The organism is Diplocloster hominis (assembly GCF_032380655.1).
GTDB lineage: Bacteria > Bacillota > Clostridia > Lachnospirales > Lachnospiraceae > Diplocloster > Diplocloster hominis.
Genome location: NZ_JAWDIY010000012.1, coordinates 57,212 through 74,755 on the forward strand (window position 1 = coordinate 57,212; position 17,544 = coordinate 74,755).

Below are 17,544 nucleotides of genomic sequence, written 5' to 3' on the forward strand. Positions count from 1 at the left end.
CTCCGGCAAAGAAGGAGTGAAGATATGACCCGGGAGGAACAGAATGTTAAAAGTAAGGAGGCCATCATTACCGCAGCCATCGCAGAGTTTGGCAGGCATGGGTACGAAGGCTCGTCCCTGAATACCGCGCTTAATGAGGCTGGTATTTCAAAAGGAAAAATTTATCATTATTTTGAAAGTAAGGACCAGGTGTACCTTGCATGTGTCAGTGCCTGCTTTGACCAGCTCATGGAAAGGCTGCAGGGAGAAAAGGACAAAGATGTGCGCACGCTTCCGGATTATTTCCGGATCAGGTGGGAATTTTTTGAAGCATACCCCTCATTCGCACAAATATTTTTCGAGGCGGTTGAACGTCCGCCGGAACATTTAAGAGAAGAGATACAGCAGAGGAAAGCCCGTTTTGATGAGTTCAATCTGTCCGTGTTCCGCGCGCAGCTTGTGGGATTAAAGCTGCGCAGTGGAATCTCCGAGGAGGACGCGATCGAGTATTTTCAGGCGTTTCAGGAGATATTTCATCGTCTGATGACCACAAAGTTTAAGGATGCCCCGGCGCAAAATGTGCTGGAACTGCATGAACAAGAGCTGCGGAAGAACCTGGGAATCCTCCTGTATGGCATAGCGAAGGAGGAGACCGTATGATCATAATATCGCTTCTTAGGCTGGCTATCGCTTTCGTGCTCGCCTTATTGCTGGGGAAACTGGTGGCGAAAATCAGACTTCCCTCAATCCTGGGATGGCTGCTGGCAGGTATGATTCTGGGGCCCCATGCCTTCCGGTTCATCGACACTTCTGTTTTAGATGCCGCATGGTTCCAAAATGCGGTACATATTCTGGAGTGCGCTGTGGGTCTGATGATTGGTACGGAAATTATCTGGAAAGTGATCAGGCGCTCCGGAAAACAGATTATCGTGACTACGCTGACGGAATCACTGGGTACTTTTTTGGTGGTGGCTCTGGTCTTTGGAGTTGTTTTCTTCATCGAGGGGATACCGCTTTATCTTGCCGCTGTCTTCGGGGCTATCGCATTAGCTACGGCTCCGGCACCGTCGCTCTCCATCGTCAGGGAGTTCAAGACCGACGGCCCGGTGACAAAGACGCTTATCCCCATGGCGGCGTTGGATGATATCGTAGGAGTTGTGGTGTTTTTTACGGTTATTTCTGTGGTATCCGCCAAAGTGTCCACTCAGGCGATGCCAATATGGGTGATTATACTCACACCGGTGCTTCCGCTGATTATCGGTATCCTTGTGGGAATACCCGCAGGTTTTGTATTGAAAAAGGATCGGGGACGGTATGCACTGCCCGTTCTGCTTGCCTTTATTCTGGCTGCGGCTGGCGTCGGATTTCTCTTTAACAATTGGATTATGCCGCAGCCTGTATTGAATTTTATGCTGATCGGAATGGCATTTTCCGCCACATTCGCCAATATCATCCCTTCAGCGCAGCTGGAAATTCTTATGAAGAGGTTTAATCCCATTCTGGGATTTTCCCTGATCGCGGTGATCCTTAATCTGGGAGCGCCGCTGGATTATCACTTGATTCTGGGGGCAGGCGCGTTCACCGCTGTCTATATAATTACCCGCGCCATAGGAAAATACAGCGGTGCGTGGTTTGGTGCGCGTATCACAAAATCCCCAAAGGTGATCCGGAAATATCTGGGATTAACATTGCTTCCTCATTCCGGTGTCTCTTTGGTATTTACCGGGATTGTGGTATCCACACTGTCGGCTCCAGCTCCTGAGGAAGCAAAAATCGTGCAGGGTACGATTGCGGCGGCTGCCGTGATCAACGAAGTGATCGCCGTGATCCTGGCGAAGAAAGGATTTGAATGGGCGGGGGAGACAGAGAGACCGGAAGAGGCAGGAAAAATAGTCACTAAGTGCTCATAGCTATAAAAAAATTGTCACAACCTGCGTTTGTGGCTGTCTAATATAGTGAAAGGAATGGAAGGAGGAAATTATCATGCAGACGGAAACTTTTGAACTGATCGACAAAGCCGTGGATGGCAACAAAAAGGCACTGGAAGGGTTGATCCTGGGGGTAGAGGATATGATCTACAACCTTTCCCTTCGAATGCTGGGCAGCCTTTATGACGCGCAGGATGCAACTCAGGAAATTATCATCAAAATCATTACCCAGCTCTCGACTTTTCGGAAAGAATGCGCTTTTACCACATGGGTTTACCGGATGGCGACAAATTATTTAATCAATTATAAAAAATCGATGTTTGCGCAGCGCCCGTTAAGTTTCGAGTTCTACGGACAGGATATCGAGGCGGGCTTCCTGCCGAACTCAGACGATCTTTTACAGGGGGTGGAGGAAGCAGTTCTGGCAGATGAGTTGAAACAGTCCTGCACCAACGTTATGCTGCAGTGTCTTGACCCGGAAAGCCGCTGCATCTATGTTCTTGGGCTGATGTTTAAGGTTGACAGCAAGGTTTGCGCGGATATATTCGGCATAACGCCGGAGGCCTACCGTCAGAGGCTGTCCCGGATTCGGAAAAGAGTTGGGGAATTTTTGGGAGAATACTGCGGATTGTCCAAAACAGGAAAATGCAGCTGCCAAAAGCGGGTAGGGTATGCCATATCAACCCATAGGCTGGACCCCGGGAATCTGGAATACAGTAAACTGGAAACTGCGGAGAATGACAATTTTACGCAGGCGATGGAGGAAATGGATGAGCTATCCTTTATCTTTGCCGATATGCCAAAATATCGGGCACCACAGGAAACGAGGGCTTTTCTCGATCAGCTTCTTTCTTCGGAAAGTATGAAAATTATCAGGGCGGAGGTGTAATATGTCACGGGTACCCAGTATAAAAAAGCTTGAAAATACGAGACTTGCCAGTACATACGGCGGCTGGATTTACTGTGGGGAATGCGGAAAGAATATCGGTTATCTGTGTTATGTCACCTATGACCATTTTCGCTTTGCATACAAATGTAAATGCGGGGCCTGCGGCAGTATACAGATTGATTTTGAACCGGAAAAGCAATACATTCCCTCGGATAAAAAAACCATAACAATAAAAAACAGACTGTGCTGCGCGGAGGATCAATCCCCCCTGCTCACCGTCCTGGAAAAAAATCTGGATTCGTACAGTTATGAGATCGGGTGCGTGAAGTGTAATACTAAATATGCGGAGGAAAAAACATTATGAAAGAATTCTTTATTACCCTGCTCCTGGGTATCGTGGCCGGTGCCATTGATGTGCTGCCGATGATGAAAATGAAACTGGACAGGCATTCTATCGCCTCCGCGTTTGTGTTTTACCTGATTCTGCCCTTTGTGATCCTGAATATTGATCTGTATGGGCTGGTCTGGTGGCTGAAAGGCGGCGTGACAGGACTCGCGCTTGCGCTGCCTGTTATTATCATAGTATCCGGAGAGGATAAAAAGTCTGTTCCGCCGATGATCGTCATGTCGGCGGTGCTGGGCACGGCTATTTCGGCAGCGGGGCATTTTATCCTGTAAGAATTCCGGTATAATGGAGTGAATTCCTGTATGCGTTCCGTCTTTTTTAAAGCCTATATATTGAATATGGATTAAGCTGCTTTACGGGAGTGCCGGGTGACCGGCTTAGGGGCTATGAAATCATGGCCTGTTATTACAAGAACGGATGAAGCGGAAGGACAAAAAATATGGCACTCCAGCGGCGGGGCGACCTTCCCGGATTATGCCAGGAAGGTGACCTGCCAATGGAGTGCTTTGCAGTAGATATTCACTAAACGGGACATTTCATTTTTGAAATTATATAGAGTCGTCAGATCCTGCACGCATTTCTAACAACTCTGTTACTTTTTCTATTTCCTGATCGATCAGGCCTAACGAATAGGACGCTTCTTCTGATAGCAGTCGGCACATTTCAACGTTACATTAGTATTAGAAAGTGTATTATAAGCGTTGATTTTACTTTCATCAAGTTCAATGGCTGTGATATTCTCACTATATCGCTTTAATTGAGGAAGAAACCTTCCATCCCCAGAAGCCGGTTCCAGTACGTTCAAAGGAAACGCGCTCTCTTATATTTTCTCCAATAGCTTTGTAGAAATCCCCTCTACCGCCCACAACGGCAGATTCAACATCCAATCCTCTTTCCTATAATCCGCCATGGAGGTTCGGATGGACAGCTTTGTTTGGAACTTCTCCCGATACACCTTTAAGCTCTTTGCTTGAAGATTGACCTCGGCCTTGACCTCCACGGGAATCACATCGCTGCCGTTATCAATCACAAAATCCACTTCTGCCGTGCCCCGCTCGGCGGTCCAATAGTAGATATTCAAGCCTTTAATCGTTTTCAGCTGCTGAAGCACATACTGCTCTGTCAGTGCTCCTTTGAATTCTTTGAACAGTTCGTTACCATCCAGCAATACATCTTGCCTCAGACCAACCATACAGGACAGCAGCCCCACATCCACGAGGAACAATTTGAATGCTTTTAAATCCTCATAGGCCTTTAGCGGCAGGTTGGGAACGGACACCCGTTGGACCTTATGGACAAGCCCGCAGTCGGTGAGCCAAAGCATGGCCAGCTCATATTCCTTAGCCCTGGCGCCTTCTTTGATGAGACCATAGATAAACTTCTTGTTTTCTTTGGCGAGCTGTGCCGGGATACTGTTCCACAGCATCCGGATGCGGGGGACTACCTCGTTGGGGGCATGCTTGGAGAAATCCTGCTCGTAGGCGTCCAAGATACGCTGCTGGATCTCCCGCGCCTCGTTGAAGTCCCGGTTGTCCGCAAAGGCCTGCACTACCTCCGGCATCCCGCCCACATAATAGTAGTGTTTCAACAGATCGATATAATCCTGCTTAAAGGTCGCAGCCATATCGAAGTCGCCCTTTTGCAGCAGCTCCACATACTGTCCCTTATTCATGGCCATCATGAACTCAAAGAAGGATAAGGGATACAGATCCAGGAATTCCACCTTGCCCACGGGAAAGGACGTCCCCTGATGGAGCGCCACCCCCAACAGGCTGCCGGCACAGATAATTTGATATTGGGGCGCGTCCTCATTGAAATACTTTAGGCTTGTCAGCGCCTTGGGGACCTCCTGTACCTCGTCGAAAATCAGCAGTGTATTATCCGGGTCGATCTTATGTCCGGCGTATAACTCCAGGCCGGTCACCAGCCGCTCCACTTCCAGACTGCCCTCAAACAGGTTGTGCATCCGTTCGTTATTATCAAAGTTGACGTAGACGACTCTCTCGTAGGCATTGGCCCCAAATTCTTTCATCAACCAGGTTTTTCCCACCTGACGGGCACCGCGAATAATAAGCGGTTTGCGTCGTTGTTTTGCCTTCCACTTTTGCAGTTGTTCAATCGCCGTCCGATACATAGGCATCACCTCACAGTAATCATGACGATATTATAGCACATCAATACAAAAAATCAAATGACTTTTTGTATTGATGTAATTTACTATTCGCAATGCTGCAAACTCGGTTAATAATTACACCATCAAGATCAAAGTTTTTTATGGATTCTTTCATGGTATAACTATGAAATTTCAAAACTGTGCTGACAGTCAACCTTTTCTTATTTATTTTGGATGCGCCATTTGCGCTCCCCGGCAAAATGAGAGGGGGTGATAACGATGCATAGCTGGCAAAAACTCCGTCTAATATTACTTATACCACCAAAGTTATATGCATTTACTCTTGCCAACTGGAAATTAAATTTTCATTCTACAACGAAATTTTGTTGGTAAAATTTAGATACATAAAAAAGAACAAGTGTTCCATTTTTGCCTATACTTTTTTGAATGTCTATGGTATAATTCTTGTTAGTCTGGGAGGAGAAATGGGGAGGTTATTAAAATATTGTCAGATAATTACGGATGCTTTTTACTGTAGAACAGTGCTGTCATAGTTGTTAAAGACTAGTAAGGGGGCAATTGAGTGGAAAGTAAATCGAATAAATCTGAATTATACTTAACTTCACCAAAAGAAGAACAGAAATTTTATGCGACTTGATTCAGAAGAACGTAATTACTATATTGAAGAGGCGATTAGAGGTAAAAATACTGGTACGTAATAGAAAAGGGTCACCAAGGAGGTAAACATATTATGGAGTTCAAACTGCAATCAGAATATCAACCAACCGGCGACCAGCCGCAGGCAATCGAAGCTCTCGTCAAGGGCTTCCAGGAAGGCAACCAATTCGAGACGTTACTGGGGGTTACGGGCTCTGGTAAGACCTTCACCATGGCCAACGTGATCCAACAATTACAGAAGCCAACGCTCATCATTGCCCACAACAAAACCCTCGCCGCGCAGTTATACGGAGAGTTCAAGGAGTTCTTCCCGGAGAACGCCGTGGAATATTTTGTTTCCTACTATGACTACTATCAGCCGGAGGCCTATGTTCCCTCCTCAGATACCTATATTGCAAAAGATTCCTCGATCAATGATGAGATAGACAAGCTGCGGCTTTCCGCGACTACCTCGCTGTCGGAGCGGCGGGATGTGATCATCGTGTCCAGTGTGTCCTGCATCTACGGCCTGGGAAGTCCGGTGGATTATCAGAATATGACCGTATCCCTGCGTCCGGGAATGCAGAAAGACCGGGATGAGGTGATCCGTAAGCTCATTGACATGCAGTATGACAGAAATGAGATGGACTTTAAACGCGGTACCTTCCGGGTGCGTGGCGATGTTCTGGAGATTATCCCGGCCGATTGGAGTGAAACCGCGGTGCGGGTGGAATTTTTCGGGGACGAGATTGACCGGATTGTGGAGATCGACATGCTGACCGGGGAGATTAAGAACACCCTTGCCCATATTGCCATCTTTCCCGCGTCTCACTACGTAGTTCCGCAAGATAAGATCAATGAGGCCTGTAAGCATATAGAAGAAGAGCTGGAGGAACGGATCCGCTATTTTAAGAGCGAGGACAAGCTGCTGGAAGCCCAGAGAATTTCAGAGCGGACGAATTTTGACATCGAGATGCTGCGGGAGACCGGTTTCTGTTCGGGGATCGAGAACTACTCCAGGCATCTGTCAGGTCTGGAACCCGGTACACCGCCCTGGACGCTGATCGATTATTTCCCGGATGATTTTCTGATTATGATCGACGAGTCCCATAAGACAGTTCCTCAGATCCGGGGCATGTATTTTGGGGATCAGAACAGGAAGAAGACTCTGGTGGAATATGGATTCCGTCTCCCCTCGGCCAGAGATAACCGGCCCCTTAACTTTGAGGAGTTCGAGAGCAAGATCAATCAGCTGATGTTCGTGTCCGCGACACCAGGAGAGTATGAGGCGGAGCATGAGCTTCTGCGGACGGAACAGATCATCCGGCCTACGGGCCTGCTGGACCCGGAGGTGGAGGTGCGGCCTGTGGAAGGCCAGATCGACGACCTGGTGGGTGAGGTCAATAAAGAAGTGGCCGCACATCACAAGGTGCTGATCACCACACTGACCAAACGGATGGCGGAAGATCTGACGGACTACATGAAAGATCTGGGAATCCGTGTAAAATATCTGCATTCCGACATCGATACGCTGGAACGCACGGAGATCATCCGGGATATGCGTCTGGATGTATTCGATGTACTGGTGGGAATTAACCTGCTGCGGGAGGGTCTGGACATTCCCGAGATTACACTGGTGGCTATACTGGATGCGGACAAGGAAGGATTCCTGCGTTCGGCTACCTCATTGATCCAGACCATAGGGCGGGCTTCCCGTAACTCCGAGGGACATGTCATCATGTATGCGGACAAGATTACGGATTCCATGAAAGAAGCCCTGGAGGAGACCGGCCGGAGACGGCAGATACAGCAGAAGTATAATGAAGAGCACGGGATCACCCCGCAGACGATCCAAAAGGCAGTGCGGGATTTGATCAGTATCTCCAAAGCTGTGGCGAAACAGGAGATGATATTTGAAAAAGATCCGGAATCCATGAGCAAAAAGGAACTGGAGAAGCTGGTGGCGGATCTGAACAAACAAATGAAACAGGCGGCGGCGGATTTGAACTTCGAAGCTGCCGCAGAGCTGCGAGATAAGATGATCGAGTTGAAAAAGCAGCTGCATGATCTGGAAGGATAAGAGCAGGAGTAAGAACGATGACAAAAATAAAAGATACAAAAAATTACATTAAAATCCGGGGGGCAAATGAGCACAATCTAAAGGATCTGAGCGTGGACATCCCGCGCAATGAATTTGTGGTACTCACAGGTTTGAGCGGATCCGGCAAATCATCCCTGGCCTTTGACACAATCTACGCGGAAGGGCAGCGGCGGTATATGGAATCCCTGTCCTCTTACGCCAGACAGTTCCTGGGACAGATGGAAAAACCCAATGTGGAGAGTATAGAAGGGCTGCCGCCGGCCATCTCCATCGATCAGAAATCCACCAACCGGAATCCCCGTTCCACGGTGGGGACTGTGACGGAGATCTATGATTATTTCCGGCTGCTGTATGCCAGAATCGGTATTCCCCATTGTCCGAAATGCGGCAGGGAGATTAAGAAACAGACGGTAGACCAGATGGTAGACCAGATCCTGGAGCTGCCGGAAGGAACCCGTATCCAGCTGCTGGCGCCGGTGGTCCGGGGCAGAAAGGGCGAGCATACGAAGCTGTTTGCCAAGGCCAAGAGAAGCGGGTACGTCCGGGTAAGGGTTGACGGGAACCAGTATGAACTCTCGGAAGACATACAATTATCCAAGAATATCAAACATAACATTGAAATCATAGTGGACCGGCTGATCGTAAAACCGGGAATCGAAAAGAGGCTGACGGATTCGATTGAAAATGTGCTGGAACTGGCGGAAGGCCTGCTGATCGTGGATGTGTTCGGAGGCGATCCGATTAATTTCAGCCAGAGCTTCTCCTGTCCGGACTGCGGGATCAGTGTGGACGAGATCGAACCCAGAAGCTTTTCCTTTAACAACCCGTTCGGCGCCTGCCCGGACTGTTATGGTCTGGGGTACAAGATGGAGTTTGATGAGGATCTGATGATACCGGATAAATCCATCAGTCTGGCCGACGGAGCGATCGTGGCCATGGGCTGGCAGTCCAGCACAGATTCCGGGAGCTTTACCCATGCGATTTTAAAGGCTCTGTCAGAGACATACAAATTTGATCTTCACACACCCTACCAGGAGCTGCCGGAGGACATCCGGGATGTTATCATTAATGGGACCAACGGCCGCGAGGTAAAGGTGCACTATAAAGGGCAGAGGGGAGAAGGTGTCTATGATGTGGCCTTCGAAGGCCTGATCCGGAATATGGAACGCCGTTACCGGGAAACCGGTTCCGATACCATGAAACAGGAATACGAGACCTTTATGCGCATTACCCCCTGTAAAACCTGCGGGGGCCAGAGACTGAAAAAATCTGCCCTTGCAGTCACCGTGGGAGGCAGGAACATTTACGAAGTTACCTCCATGTCCATCCTGAATCTCCGGCAGTTTTTGAATGATCTGGAACTTACGAACCAGCAGATGCTGATCGGCAGGCAGATCTTAAAAGAAATCAAATCCCGTATTGGATTCCTGAATGATGTGGGACTGGAATACCTGACCCTGGCCAGGGCCACCGGGACGCTGTCCGGAGGGGAAGCCCAGCGGATCCGTCTGGCCACACAGATCGGTTCAGGTCTGGTAGGCGTGGCATATATCCTGGACGAGCCCAGTATCGGGCTGCACCAGCGGGACAATGATAAACTGCTCCGGACACTGAATAACCTTAAGGAGCTGGGAAATACGCTGATCGTGGTAGAACATGACGAAGATACGATGTTTGCTGCGGACCATGTGATCGATATAGGACCGGGAGCCGGAGAACACGGCGGACATGTGGTGGCTCAGGGAACGGCCGAGGAGATTATGAAATCCAAGGATTCCATAACCGGAGCCTATCTGAGCGGAAAGATCAAAATTCCGGTGCCGAAAGTACGCAAGCAGCCCACCGGTTTCCTGACGATCAAAGGAGCCAGGGAAAATAACCTGAAAAACATCGACGTGGACATTCCGCTGGGCGTTATGACCTGTGTCACCGGAGTATCCGGCTCAGGTAAAAGCTCCCTGATCAATGAGATTCTGTACAAAGCGCTGGCGAAGAAGCTGAACCGGGCGCGGACCATACCGGGAAAGCATACAGGGATTCTGGGCGTAGAACAGCTGGATAAGGTGATTGATATAGACCAGTCCCCGATCGGAAGAACCCCCCGGTCGAATCCGGCTACCTATACCGGAGTGTTTGACCAGATCCGGGATTTGTTCGCGGGAACCCCCGATGCCAAGGAGCGGGGCTACAAAAAAGGCCGTTTCAGTTTCAATGTGAAAGGCGGCCGGTGTGAGGCCTGCAGCGGGGACGGAATTATAAAAATAGAGATGCATTTCCTTCCCGATGTCTACGTGCCGTGTGAAGTCTGCCAGGGAAAACGCTATAACCGCGAGACACTGGAGGTCCATTATAAAGGAAAGAACATATACGATGTGCTGGACATGACAGTGGAGGAAGCAAACAAATTCTTTGAAAACGTGCCGTCGATTCAGCGTAAGATCTCCACGCTGAACGATGTGGGCCTGTCTTATATCAAGCTGGGGCAGCCATCCACCACACTGTCCGGCGGAGAGGCGCAGCGGATCAAGCTGGCGACTGAATTAAGCCGCAGGAGCACGGGAAAGACGATCTATATTCTGGACGAGCCGACCACCGGCCTGCATTTTGCAGATGTCCATAAGCTGATCGAGATCCTTCAGAGGCTGGCAGAAGGCGGCAACACGGTTGTGGTCATCGAACATAATCTGGATGTTATCAAAACAGCGGATTATATTATCGATATCGGCCCGGAAGGGGGCGATGCCGGCGGTACGATCATAGCGACCGGAACGCCGGAAGAAGTGGCGAAGAATCCCAAATCCTATACAGGGCAGTATGTGGCAAAATATCTGGAATAGGTTCATGGATCATATGGTAATGTCTATCGTGACAGCAGCCCCTCCGCCCTGCATGACGGCGGCGGAAGGGATACCTGCTGGAACAGGGGTCGAAGACAGCATATCCTGACCGCTCTGGGTCATTCCCCCTGCAGCATTTTCCAGCTGGTCTTTCAGCCGTTTTTCTTCTGCCTTTAGTTCCTGGGGGCTGGGATAATAGTCATGTATCTGCCCGTATTCGCGAACCGTTCTTCTTACCTGTTTTTCTTTGAGGAGACGTTTTAAATACATGGCTTTTTTCAGATTTTGACTGCGCTGCGCTTTTTTACGGGCGGAGTTTATGAGTTCTTCTCTTTTTAGCTGTTTGCTCTTCAACAGGGCCTTTCGCAGGACCTGCTCCGCCTGATGTGTCAGAGGCATGGCCTCCTTCGCGGCATAAGAACCGGACTTCAGCTGATAGATATTTCTGCGGATGGAACTTATAGTAACCTTAACCATCTGTTGATTTCTGGCTCTGGCCAGCCGGGCCAGATCCCTGGATGGAGTGTAGGAAGGCTTCTTTTTTACCGTGATGGCTGAACCGTCTTTATTGTGATAACGGCTGATGGAATTCCCCTTAAACAGAGCGGAAGTTGAAAGGCCGGATTTGTTTTGGATCATATCCGGTTTCCTGCTGGCGATCCATTGACGGATGCTTCCGTCAGCTCCCATATAGATACCGGCTCCTGTGATCTTGCGGCCGGAGTTCGTGTAACGCTCCACCTGGTTAAGAAGAGACTTCCAGGTCTTAGTGAGCTCCTCCAGACACCAGTCCCTGAATTCTGTATCGTTTTGCATTTTCTGTAGCAGGTCCGGGGACAATACCAGTTGGAGCTGACCTTGATGCCCCCTGGCATAGAGGATAATCTGGTCTTTTCCCGACAGATCCTGTATGGCGATCTGCGCACCGGGCATCAATTGCTGCAAATTCAGGTTGCTGAGATATGCGGAAGTATTCCGGCTGTCACCTGCTGTTTTCACAAGCCGGTCCATGGTCATACTGCCGGCAGCAGAAGTATGCTCTCCCGACCGGGAAGTCTGTACACTTTGTTTCCTTTCGTCTGCGGTGCTGCGCTTTTCAGGAGCAAGAGCTGCGCAGGCCCCCCGTTTCTGTTGAATTTTCAAGAAATCATCTCCCTCCAAACCATTCCTATCCAAAACCAGTCAGTATGCGGCGTTTGTTATCCTTATTATATAACGCTGCATTACAATTGTTAACTTCTAAATTCAAAAATGTCTCCCCAAAATTAAAATGCCAAAAATTAAAATATCTCTGGGAAATGTCCCGGTCCCATAAGAAACTCCTCGGCCTTCCTGTGATCGTATATATTAAGATAAAATTAAGTTGCGGGATGGAAACGCAAGTAGTACAATTGGGATGGTAATGATTAGATAGAAGGAGTCTGTATGAGAAAGAAATTACTGTTTATCTATAATGTACATGCAGGTAAAGAGTTAATTAAAAATAAATTGGCCGGTATACTGGATATTTTCGCCAAGGCCGGATATGAGATCACTGCGTACCCCACGCAGAGGAGCAAGGACGCGGAAGAAAAAACCCGTGCGGATGCCGGCGATTATGACCTGCTGGTGTGCAGCGGAGGCGACGGTACGCTGGATGAGGTGGTAACCGGCATGATGAACCGGACCCAGCGGATTCCCATCGGGTATATCCCCGCTGGTTCCACCAACGATTTCGCCAACAGTCTGGGCCTGCCCAAAAATATGCTCCATGCCGCCCGGGTTGCTGTGCGCGGGGAAGGTTTTCCCTGCGACATCGGAGCGTTCAATGACAATTTCTTTGTGTATATCGCGGCGTTTGGAATATTTACGGACGTCTCCTATCTCACGCCTCAGGAGCGGAAGAACGTGCTGGGACATATGGCTTATGTGCTGGAAGGAGTGAAGCGCCTGTACTCGATCAAGTCTTATCGGATCCGGGTAACCTATGACGACGACAGTAAGGTAATCGAAGATGAATTTATGTTTGGCATGGTCACAAATTCGAGATCAGTGGGCGGATTTAAATCGATTATAGGAAAACATGTGGTACTGGATGACGGAGTGTTTGAAGTCACCTTGATCAAAAAACCCACGAATCCCATCGAACTAAATGAGATCCTCTCATCCCTGCTGATTAAGGAAATTAACACGAAGCATATGTATACATTCCGAACAGGAAGCCTGCATATTGAATGCAGGGAGGAGATTCCCTGGACCCTGGATGGAGAATTTGGCGGAGAGCACACACATGTGTTCATAGAAAATCATCACCAGGCAGTGGAGATCATGGTGAAGAAGCCGGAAATGGCTTTGAGGTAGAAAATAGGGCGGGAATATTAAGCGTTAACGATAAAAATAGAATAATTTCCCATCAGAAATTGGGGAAAACGTAAAAAATTATGAAAATACTTTGATTTTTTAAATGAATTGTATATAATAATGAATACACACGTTTAAAGATGCTTACGATTGGAAAAAATAAATGAAAAACGAGTATGATGAAAGGGGATTGTCATGATAGCAACAGATATCGGGATTGACCTTGGTACAGCCAGTATTTTGGTGTACATCAAAGGTAAAGGCGTTGTACTGAAAGAACCCTCGGTTGTAGCTTTTGATAGAGATACGAATAAAATTAAAGCCATAGGAGAAGAGGCACGGCTGATGCTGGGAAGAACTCCCGGTAATATTGTAGCGGTACGTCCGCTGAGACAGGGTGTTATTTCCGATTATACAGTTACGGAGAAGATGCTGAAATATTTTATACAGAAAGCCATCGGCAAGAAAACCTTCCGGAAGCCCCGGATCAGTGTCTGCGTTCCAAGCGGCGTCACGGAAGTGGAGAAAAAAGCCGTGGAAGATGCGACCTACCAGGCCGGAGCCAGGGAAGTTTCTATTATAGAGGAACCCATCGCGGCTGCCATCGGCGCAGGGATTGATATTGCCAGGCCCTGCGGGAATATGATCGTGGATATCGGCGGCGGTACTTCCGATATCGCTGTTATCTCCCTGGGAGGTACGGTGGTCAGCACCTCGATCAAGATCGCCGGCGATGATTTTGATGAAGCTTTGGTTCGTTATATGCGTAAAAAACACAATCTGCTGATCGGTGAGAGAACGGCAGAAGATATCAAGATAAAGATCGGATCGGCCTACCACAGAGCGGAGACGGATTCCTACGATGTAAGGGGAAGAAACCTGGTGACGGGTCTTCCAAAGACGGTTACCGTCACCTCCGACGAGACAGAAGAAGCTCTTCGTGAGACTACCGCGCAGATTGTGGAAGCGGTGCACAGCGTATTGGAGAAAACCCCTCCTGAGCTGGCGGCCGATATCGCGGACCGTGGGATTGTCCTGACCGGAGGCGGCAGCCTTTTGCGGGGACTGGAAGAACTGATCGAAGAAAAGACGGGCATCAACACCATGACGGCAGAGGATCCAATGACCGCTGTGGCGATCGGAACCGGTAAGTTCGTAGAGTTCCTGTCCGGAAAAAGGGATGATTAAAGCTGAATAATCGGGGACGGAGGCTTTGAGGTTCGCATTGTCGAGCTGGCAGAAGCCCCCGTCCCTTGTTGCATCAGGCGGAATAAGAACGAAGTTCGGTTGGGAAACTCGATTAAGATGAGAAGGGTGACGGGATGGAGAAGCTGGAAGGATACATAGAACATATTGTGTTCCGAAATGAAGAAAATGGATATACGGTTTTGTCCATGATCAGTGAAGGGGAGGAGATCACCTGTGTCGGATCTTTTCCTTATATAAGTGAAGGGGAGCGGTTACAGGCATCCGGCAGCTATACGGATCACCAAATCTATGGGCGCCAGTTTCAGGTGGAAACCTTCGAACTGAAATCACCGGAGGATATCATATCCATTGAGAAATATCTGGGGAGCGGGGCGATCAAAGGGATCGGCGCAGCCCTCGCGGCCCGGATCGTCCGGAGGTTCGCAGAGGACACCTTCCGCATTATGGAGGAAGAGCCGGAACGCCTGGCGGAGGTTAAGGGGATCAGCGAACGCAAAGCGCAGGAGATCGCGGCCCAGGTCGTGGACAAACATGATATGCGCAATGCGATGATATTTCTCCAGAAATATGGAATCAGTACCAACCTGGCGGCTAAAATATACGGACATTACGGCCAGGAGCTATATGGGATCATCCAGGAGAACCCTTACCGGATGGCCGACGAACTGGCGGGAGTGGGGTTTAAGATAGCGGACGAGATCGCGGCCAGAGTCGGGATTCAGTCCAACTCAGATTACCGGATCCGCAGCGGTATTCTCTATGTGCTGATGCAGGCGGCAGCGGAAGGACATACCTATCTGCCCGAACCTGTGCTGCTGAACAGGACAGGGGAACTGCTCCGGGTGGAGATCCCTCATATCGAGAAGTTTATCATGGATCTTTGTATAGATAAGAAACTGATCGTAAAGGAAAAAGACGGAGTCCGGAATGTATACGCCGCCCAGTACTACTATCTGGAGTTAAACGTGGCAGCTATGTTACATGATTTGAATGTAAACTGCGAGATTTCTACGGATAAGATCAGTGAACGGCTGGAGAAAATCGAAGAAATCGCACACATTGAGCTGGATGAGATGCAGCGGATGGCCGTGATCGAAGCGGTAAAAAACGGGCTGCTGGTGATAACCGGAGGTCCCGGCACCGGAAAGACAACCACGATCAACGCCATGATCAAATTTTTTGAGACAGAAGGCCTTGAGATCCGGCTGGCTGCGCCTACAGGCCGTGCGGCAAAGCGGATGACCGAGGCCACCGGCTACGAAGCACAGACCATTCATCGTCTGCTGGAGCTGTCTTATGTGCCGGATGATGACGACGGCCGGATAAATTTTGAACGAAATGAGCAGAACCCTCTGGAGGCGGATGTTGTCATGATCGACGAGATGTCTATGGTGGATATCAGCCTGATGAATGCTTTATTAAAAGCAGTTACGGTAGGCACCCGTCTGATTATGGTAGGAGATGTGAATCAGCTGCCTTCGGTAGGCCCCGGCAGTGTTCTGAAAGATATTATCGATTCTCATTGCTGCAACGTGGTCCGGCTTACGAAGATATTCCGGCAGGCATCCATGAGCGATATCGTGGTAAATGCGCATAAGATCAACGCCGGTGAGCAGGTGCTGCTGAACAATAAAAGCAAAGATTTCTATTTCCTGAAGCGGGAGGATGCCAATATCATCGCTCAGTCCATCATCTATCTGGTGGACAAAAAGCTGCCGCCTTATGTGGAGGCCAGGCCCTACGATATTCAGGTGCTGACTCCCATGCGGAAAGGCAATCTGGGTGTGGAACAGCTGAACAAAACACTGCAGCAGGCGTTAAACCCTCCCGGGCCAAATAAGCGGGAGAAGGAATACGGCGATCACATTTACCGGGAAGGCGATAAGGTAATGCAGATCAAGAATAATTATCAGCTGGAATGGGAAGTGCGGGGCCGCTACGGAATACCGGTAGACAAAGGGACCGGCGTGTTCAACGGAGATATGGGTGTAATCAAAGAAATTAATCTGTTCGCAGAGCTTTTAACCGTGGAGTTCGATGAGGGCAGGTGTGTGGAATATAGTTTTAAACAGCTGGAAGAGCTGGAGCTGGCCTATGCCATCACGATTCATAAGGCACAGGGGAGTGAGTACCCTGCAGTTGTTATACCGCTCCTGACAGGCCCCAGGATGCTTCTGAACCGGAATCTGCTGTATACGGCGGTGACCAGGGCCAAGCGGTGCGTAACGATCATAGGGAGCGAAACGACGTTTCGGGCTATGGTGGAAAATGAGAGTGAACAGTCACGTTATTCCGGTCTGCGGGACCGGATCAGGGAGGTGTCGCAACAGCATATATGAGATGGAAAGAACTGTTGTTAGACTTTTTCTTTCCCAGGAGGTGTCCGGTCTGCGATCAGATCGTGACGCCTTACGGGGAAAAAATCTGTAGAAAATGCCGCCCTCTTCTCAAGAGGATTGGCGAGCCCAAGTGCAAAAAGTGCGGCAAACCTTTGGAAAATGAAACGGCGGAATATTGCTATGACTGCGGAAGAAAGACGTATCATTATGAGAGCGGTGCGGCGGTGTTTCTCTATGACACTCGCATGAAAGGCAGTATCGCCAGATATAAATACCCGCCGTTTCGGCGTGAATACGCAGAGTACTATGTGGAAGAGATGATTCAGGCCAGCCGCATACAGATGCGGCGATGGAAGCCGGATGCGCTGATTCCGGTACCCATACATAAATCAAGGCTTGTTTTCCGTGGTTTTAATCAGGCAGAATTGCTGGCCCGGGGTCTGTCCAAAGAGTTTCAGATACCTGTCCGTACCGATCTGGTATATCGTACTAAGAAAACAATTCCCCAGAAAGAACTAAATGAGAAAGAACGTAAGAATAATTTAAAAACCGCTTTTCATGTAAAGCCAAATGCGATAGAATGTAAAACAGTAGTGCTTGTGGATGACATCTATACTACCGGAAGTACCATTGAGACGCTGGCAAAGGCGTTGAAAGCCGCTGGCGTGAACAGGGTGTACTTCGTATGCCTGGCGATTGGCAGGGGATATTGACCAAATTACTTTTCATTCCCGGGCTTCTATGTT

At 49.1% G+C, this 17,544-nt stretch carries 13 protein-coding genes; 11 read left to right on the plus strand and 2 right to left on the minus strand.

What is annotated here, in order from left to right:
- Positions 1 to 24: 24 nt before the first annotated feature.
- The 5 genes from ABC831_RS12770 (at position 25) to ABC831_RS12790 (ending at position 3,474) form a co-directional block, all read left to right on the plus strand.
- On the plus strand, positions 25 to 639 hold the full coding sequence (locus ABC831_RS12770; RefSeq protein WP_343248513.1) for a TetR/AcrR family transcriptional regulator: 615 nt from the start codon (positions 25 to 27) through the stop codon (positions 637 to 639).
- Positions 636 to 1,889: a cation:proton antiporter gene (locus tag ABC831_RS12775; RefSeq protein ID WP_343248514.1), complete on the plus strand. Its 1,254-nt coding sequence runs from the start codon at positions 636 to 638 to the stop codon at positions 1,887 to 1,889. Before ABC831_RS12770 ends, ABC831_RS12775 begins: the two co-directional genes overlap by 4 nt.
- A 73-nt stretch (positions 1,890 to 1,962) precedes the next feature.
- On the plus strand, positions 1,963 to 2,796 hold the full coding sequence (locus tag ABC831_RS12780; RefSeq protein WP_343248515.1) for an RNA polymerase sigma factor: 834 nt from the start codon (positions 1,963 to 1,965) through the stop codon (positions 2,794 to 2,796).
- 1 nt (position 2,797) lies between these two features.
- Positions 2,798 to 3,160 carry a hypothetical protein gene (locus tag ABC831_RS12785; protein ID WP_343248516.1) on the plus strand — a complete coding sequence of 121 codons (363 nt, stop codon included), beginning with the start codon at positions 2,798 to 2,800 and terminating at the stop codon, positions 3,158 to 3,160.
- On the plus strand, positions 3,157 to 3,474 hold the full coding sequence (locus tag ABC831_RS12790; protein ID WP_343248517.1) for a hypothetical protein: 318 nt from the start codon (positions 3,157 to 3,159) through the stop codon (positions 3,472 to 3,474). The genes ABC831_RS12785 and ABC831_RS12790 overlap by 4 nt, the downstream gene beginning before the upstream one ends.
- A 548-nt stretch (positions 3,475 to 4,022) precedes the next feature.
- Here the strand turns inward: ABC831_RS12790 and ABC831_RS12795 are convergent.
- Positions 4,023 to 5,336, minus strand: a complete 1,314-nt coding sequence (locus ABC831_RS12795; RefSeq protein WP_343248518.1) for an ATP-binding protein — start codon at positions 5,334 to 5,336, stop codon at positions 4,023 to 4,025.
- 730 nt (positions 5,337 to 6,066) lie between these two features.
- Here ABC831_RS12795 and uvrB point away from each other — a divergent pair.
- The gene (gene uvrB, locus ABC831_RS12800; RefSeq protein WP_343248519.1) at positions 6,067 to 8,052 is read left to right on the plus strand and encodes an excinuclease ABC subunit UvrB; all 1,986 of its coding nucleotides are present in this window, start codon (positions 6,067 to 6,069) and stop codon (positions 8,050 to 8,052) included.
- 17 nt (positions 8,053 to 8,069) lie between these two features.
- On the plus strand, positions 8,070 to 10,910 hold the full coding sequence (uvrA, locus tag ABC831_RS12805) for an excinuclease ABC subunit UvrA (RefSeq protein ID WP_343248520.1): 2,841 nt from the start codon (positions 8,070 to 8,072) through the stop codon (positions 10,908 to 10,910).
- A 9-nt stretch (positions 10,911 to 10,919) separates the two neighbouring features.
- On the opposite strand, the gene ABC831_RS12810 is transcribed toward uvrA, so the two are convergent.
- Positions 10,920 to 12,053 (minus strand): hypothetical protein, encoded by a 1,134-nt coding sequence (locus ABC831_RS12810; protein ID WP_343248521.1) that lies wholly within the window; start codon positions 12,051 to 12,053, stop codon positions 10,920 to 10,922.
- Between the two features lie 282 nt (positions 12,054 to 12,335).
- On the opposite strand from ABC831_RS12810, the gene ABC831_RS12815 reads away from it, so the two are divergent.
- The 4 genes from ABC831_RS12815 to ABC831_RS12830 all read left to right on the plus strand — a co-directional run bounded on the left by ABC831_RS12815 (position 12,336) and on the right by ABC831_RS12830 (position 17,511).
- Positions 12,336 to 13,250 (plus strand): diacylglycerol/lipid kinase family protein, encoded by a 915-nt coding sequence (locus ABC831_RS12815; protein WP_343248522.1) that lies wholly within the window; start codon positions 12,336 to 12,338, stop codon positions 13,248 to 13,250.
- 195 nt (positions 13,251 to 13,445) lie between these two features.
- Positions 13,446 to 14,438 carry a rod shape-determining protein gene (mreB, locus tag ABC831_RS12820; RefSeq protein WP_158341832.1) on the plus strand — a complete coding sequence of 331 codons (993 nt, stop codon included), beginning with the start codon at positions 13,446 to 13,448 and terminating at the stop codon, positions 14,436 to 14,438.
- A gap of 134 nt (positions 14,439 to 14,572) precedes the next feature.
- Positions 14,573 to 16,798 carry an SF1B family DNA helicase RecD2 gene (gene recD2, locus ABC831_RS12825; protein WP_343248523.1) on the plus strand — a complete coding sequence of 742 codons (2,226 nt, stop codon included), beginning with the start codon at positions 14,573 to 14,575 and terminating at the stop codon, positions 16,796 to 16,798.
- Positions 16,795 to 17,511, plus strand: a complete 717-nt coding sequence (locus tag ABC831_RS12830) for a ComF family protein (protein WP_343248524.1) — start codon at positions 16,795 to 16,797, stop codon at positions 17,509 to 17,511. The genes recD2 and ABC831_RS12830 overlap by 4 nt, the downstream gene beginning before the upstream one ends.
- Positions 17,512 to 17,544 lie beyond the last annotated feature (33 nt).

Excerpts from the sequence above, each read along its gene's own strand:
- recD2 (WP_343248523.1), top strand. The coding sequence starts at position 14,573 with ATGGAGAAGCTGGAAGGATACATAGAACATATTGTGTTCCGAAATGAA.
- ABC831_RS12770 (WP_343248513.1), top strand. The coding sequence starts at position 25 with ATGACCCGGGAGGAACAGAATGTTAAAAGTAAGGAGGCCATCATTACC.
- ABC831_RS12830 (WP_343248524.1), top strand. The coding sequence starts at position 16,795 with ATGAGATGGAAAGAACTGTTGTTAGACTTTTTCTTTCCCAGGAGGTGT.
- ABC831_RS12795 (WP_343248518.1), bottom strand. The coding sequence starts at position 5,336 with ATGTATCGGACGGCGATTGAACAACTGCAAAAGTGGAAGGCAAAACAA.
- uvrA (WP_343248520.1), top strand. The coding sequence starts at position 8,070 with ATGACAAAAATAAAAGATACAAAAAATTACATTAAAATCCGGGGGGCA.
- ABC831_RS12790 (WP_343248517.1), top strand. The coding sequence starts at position 3,157 with ATGAAAGAATTCTTTATTACCCTGCTCCTGGGTATCGTGGCCGGTGCC.
- ABC831_RS12815 (WP_343248522.1), top strand. The coding sequence starts at position 12,336 with ATGAGAAAGAAATTACTGTTTATCTATAATGTACATGCAGGTAAAGAG.
- ABC831_RS12785 (WP_343248516.1), top strand. The coding sequence starts at position 2,798 with ATGTCACGGGTACCCAGTATAAAAAAGCTTGAAAATACGAGACTTGCC.
- ABC831_RS12775 (WP_343248514.1), top strand. The coding sequence starts at position 636 with ATGATCATAATATCGCTTCTTAGGCTGGCTATCGCTTTCGTGCTCGCC.
- ABC831_RS12780 (WP_343248515.1), top strand. The coding sequence starts at position 1,963 with ATGCAGACGGAAACTTTTGAACTGATCGACAAAGCCGTGGATGGCAAC.
- uvrB (WP_343248519.1), top strand. The coding sequence starts at position 6,067 with ATGGAGTTCAAACTGCAATCAGAATATCAACCAACCGGCGACCAGCCG.
- mreB (WP_158341832.1), top strand. The coding sequence starts at position 13,446 with ATGATAGCAACAGATATCGGGATTGACCTTGGTACAGCCAGTATTTTG.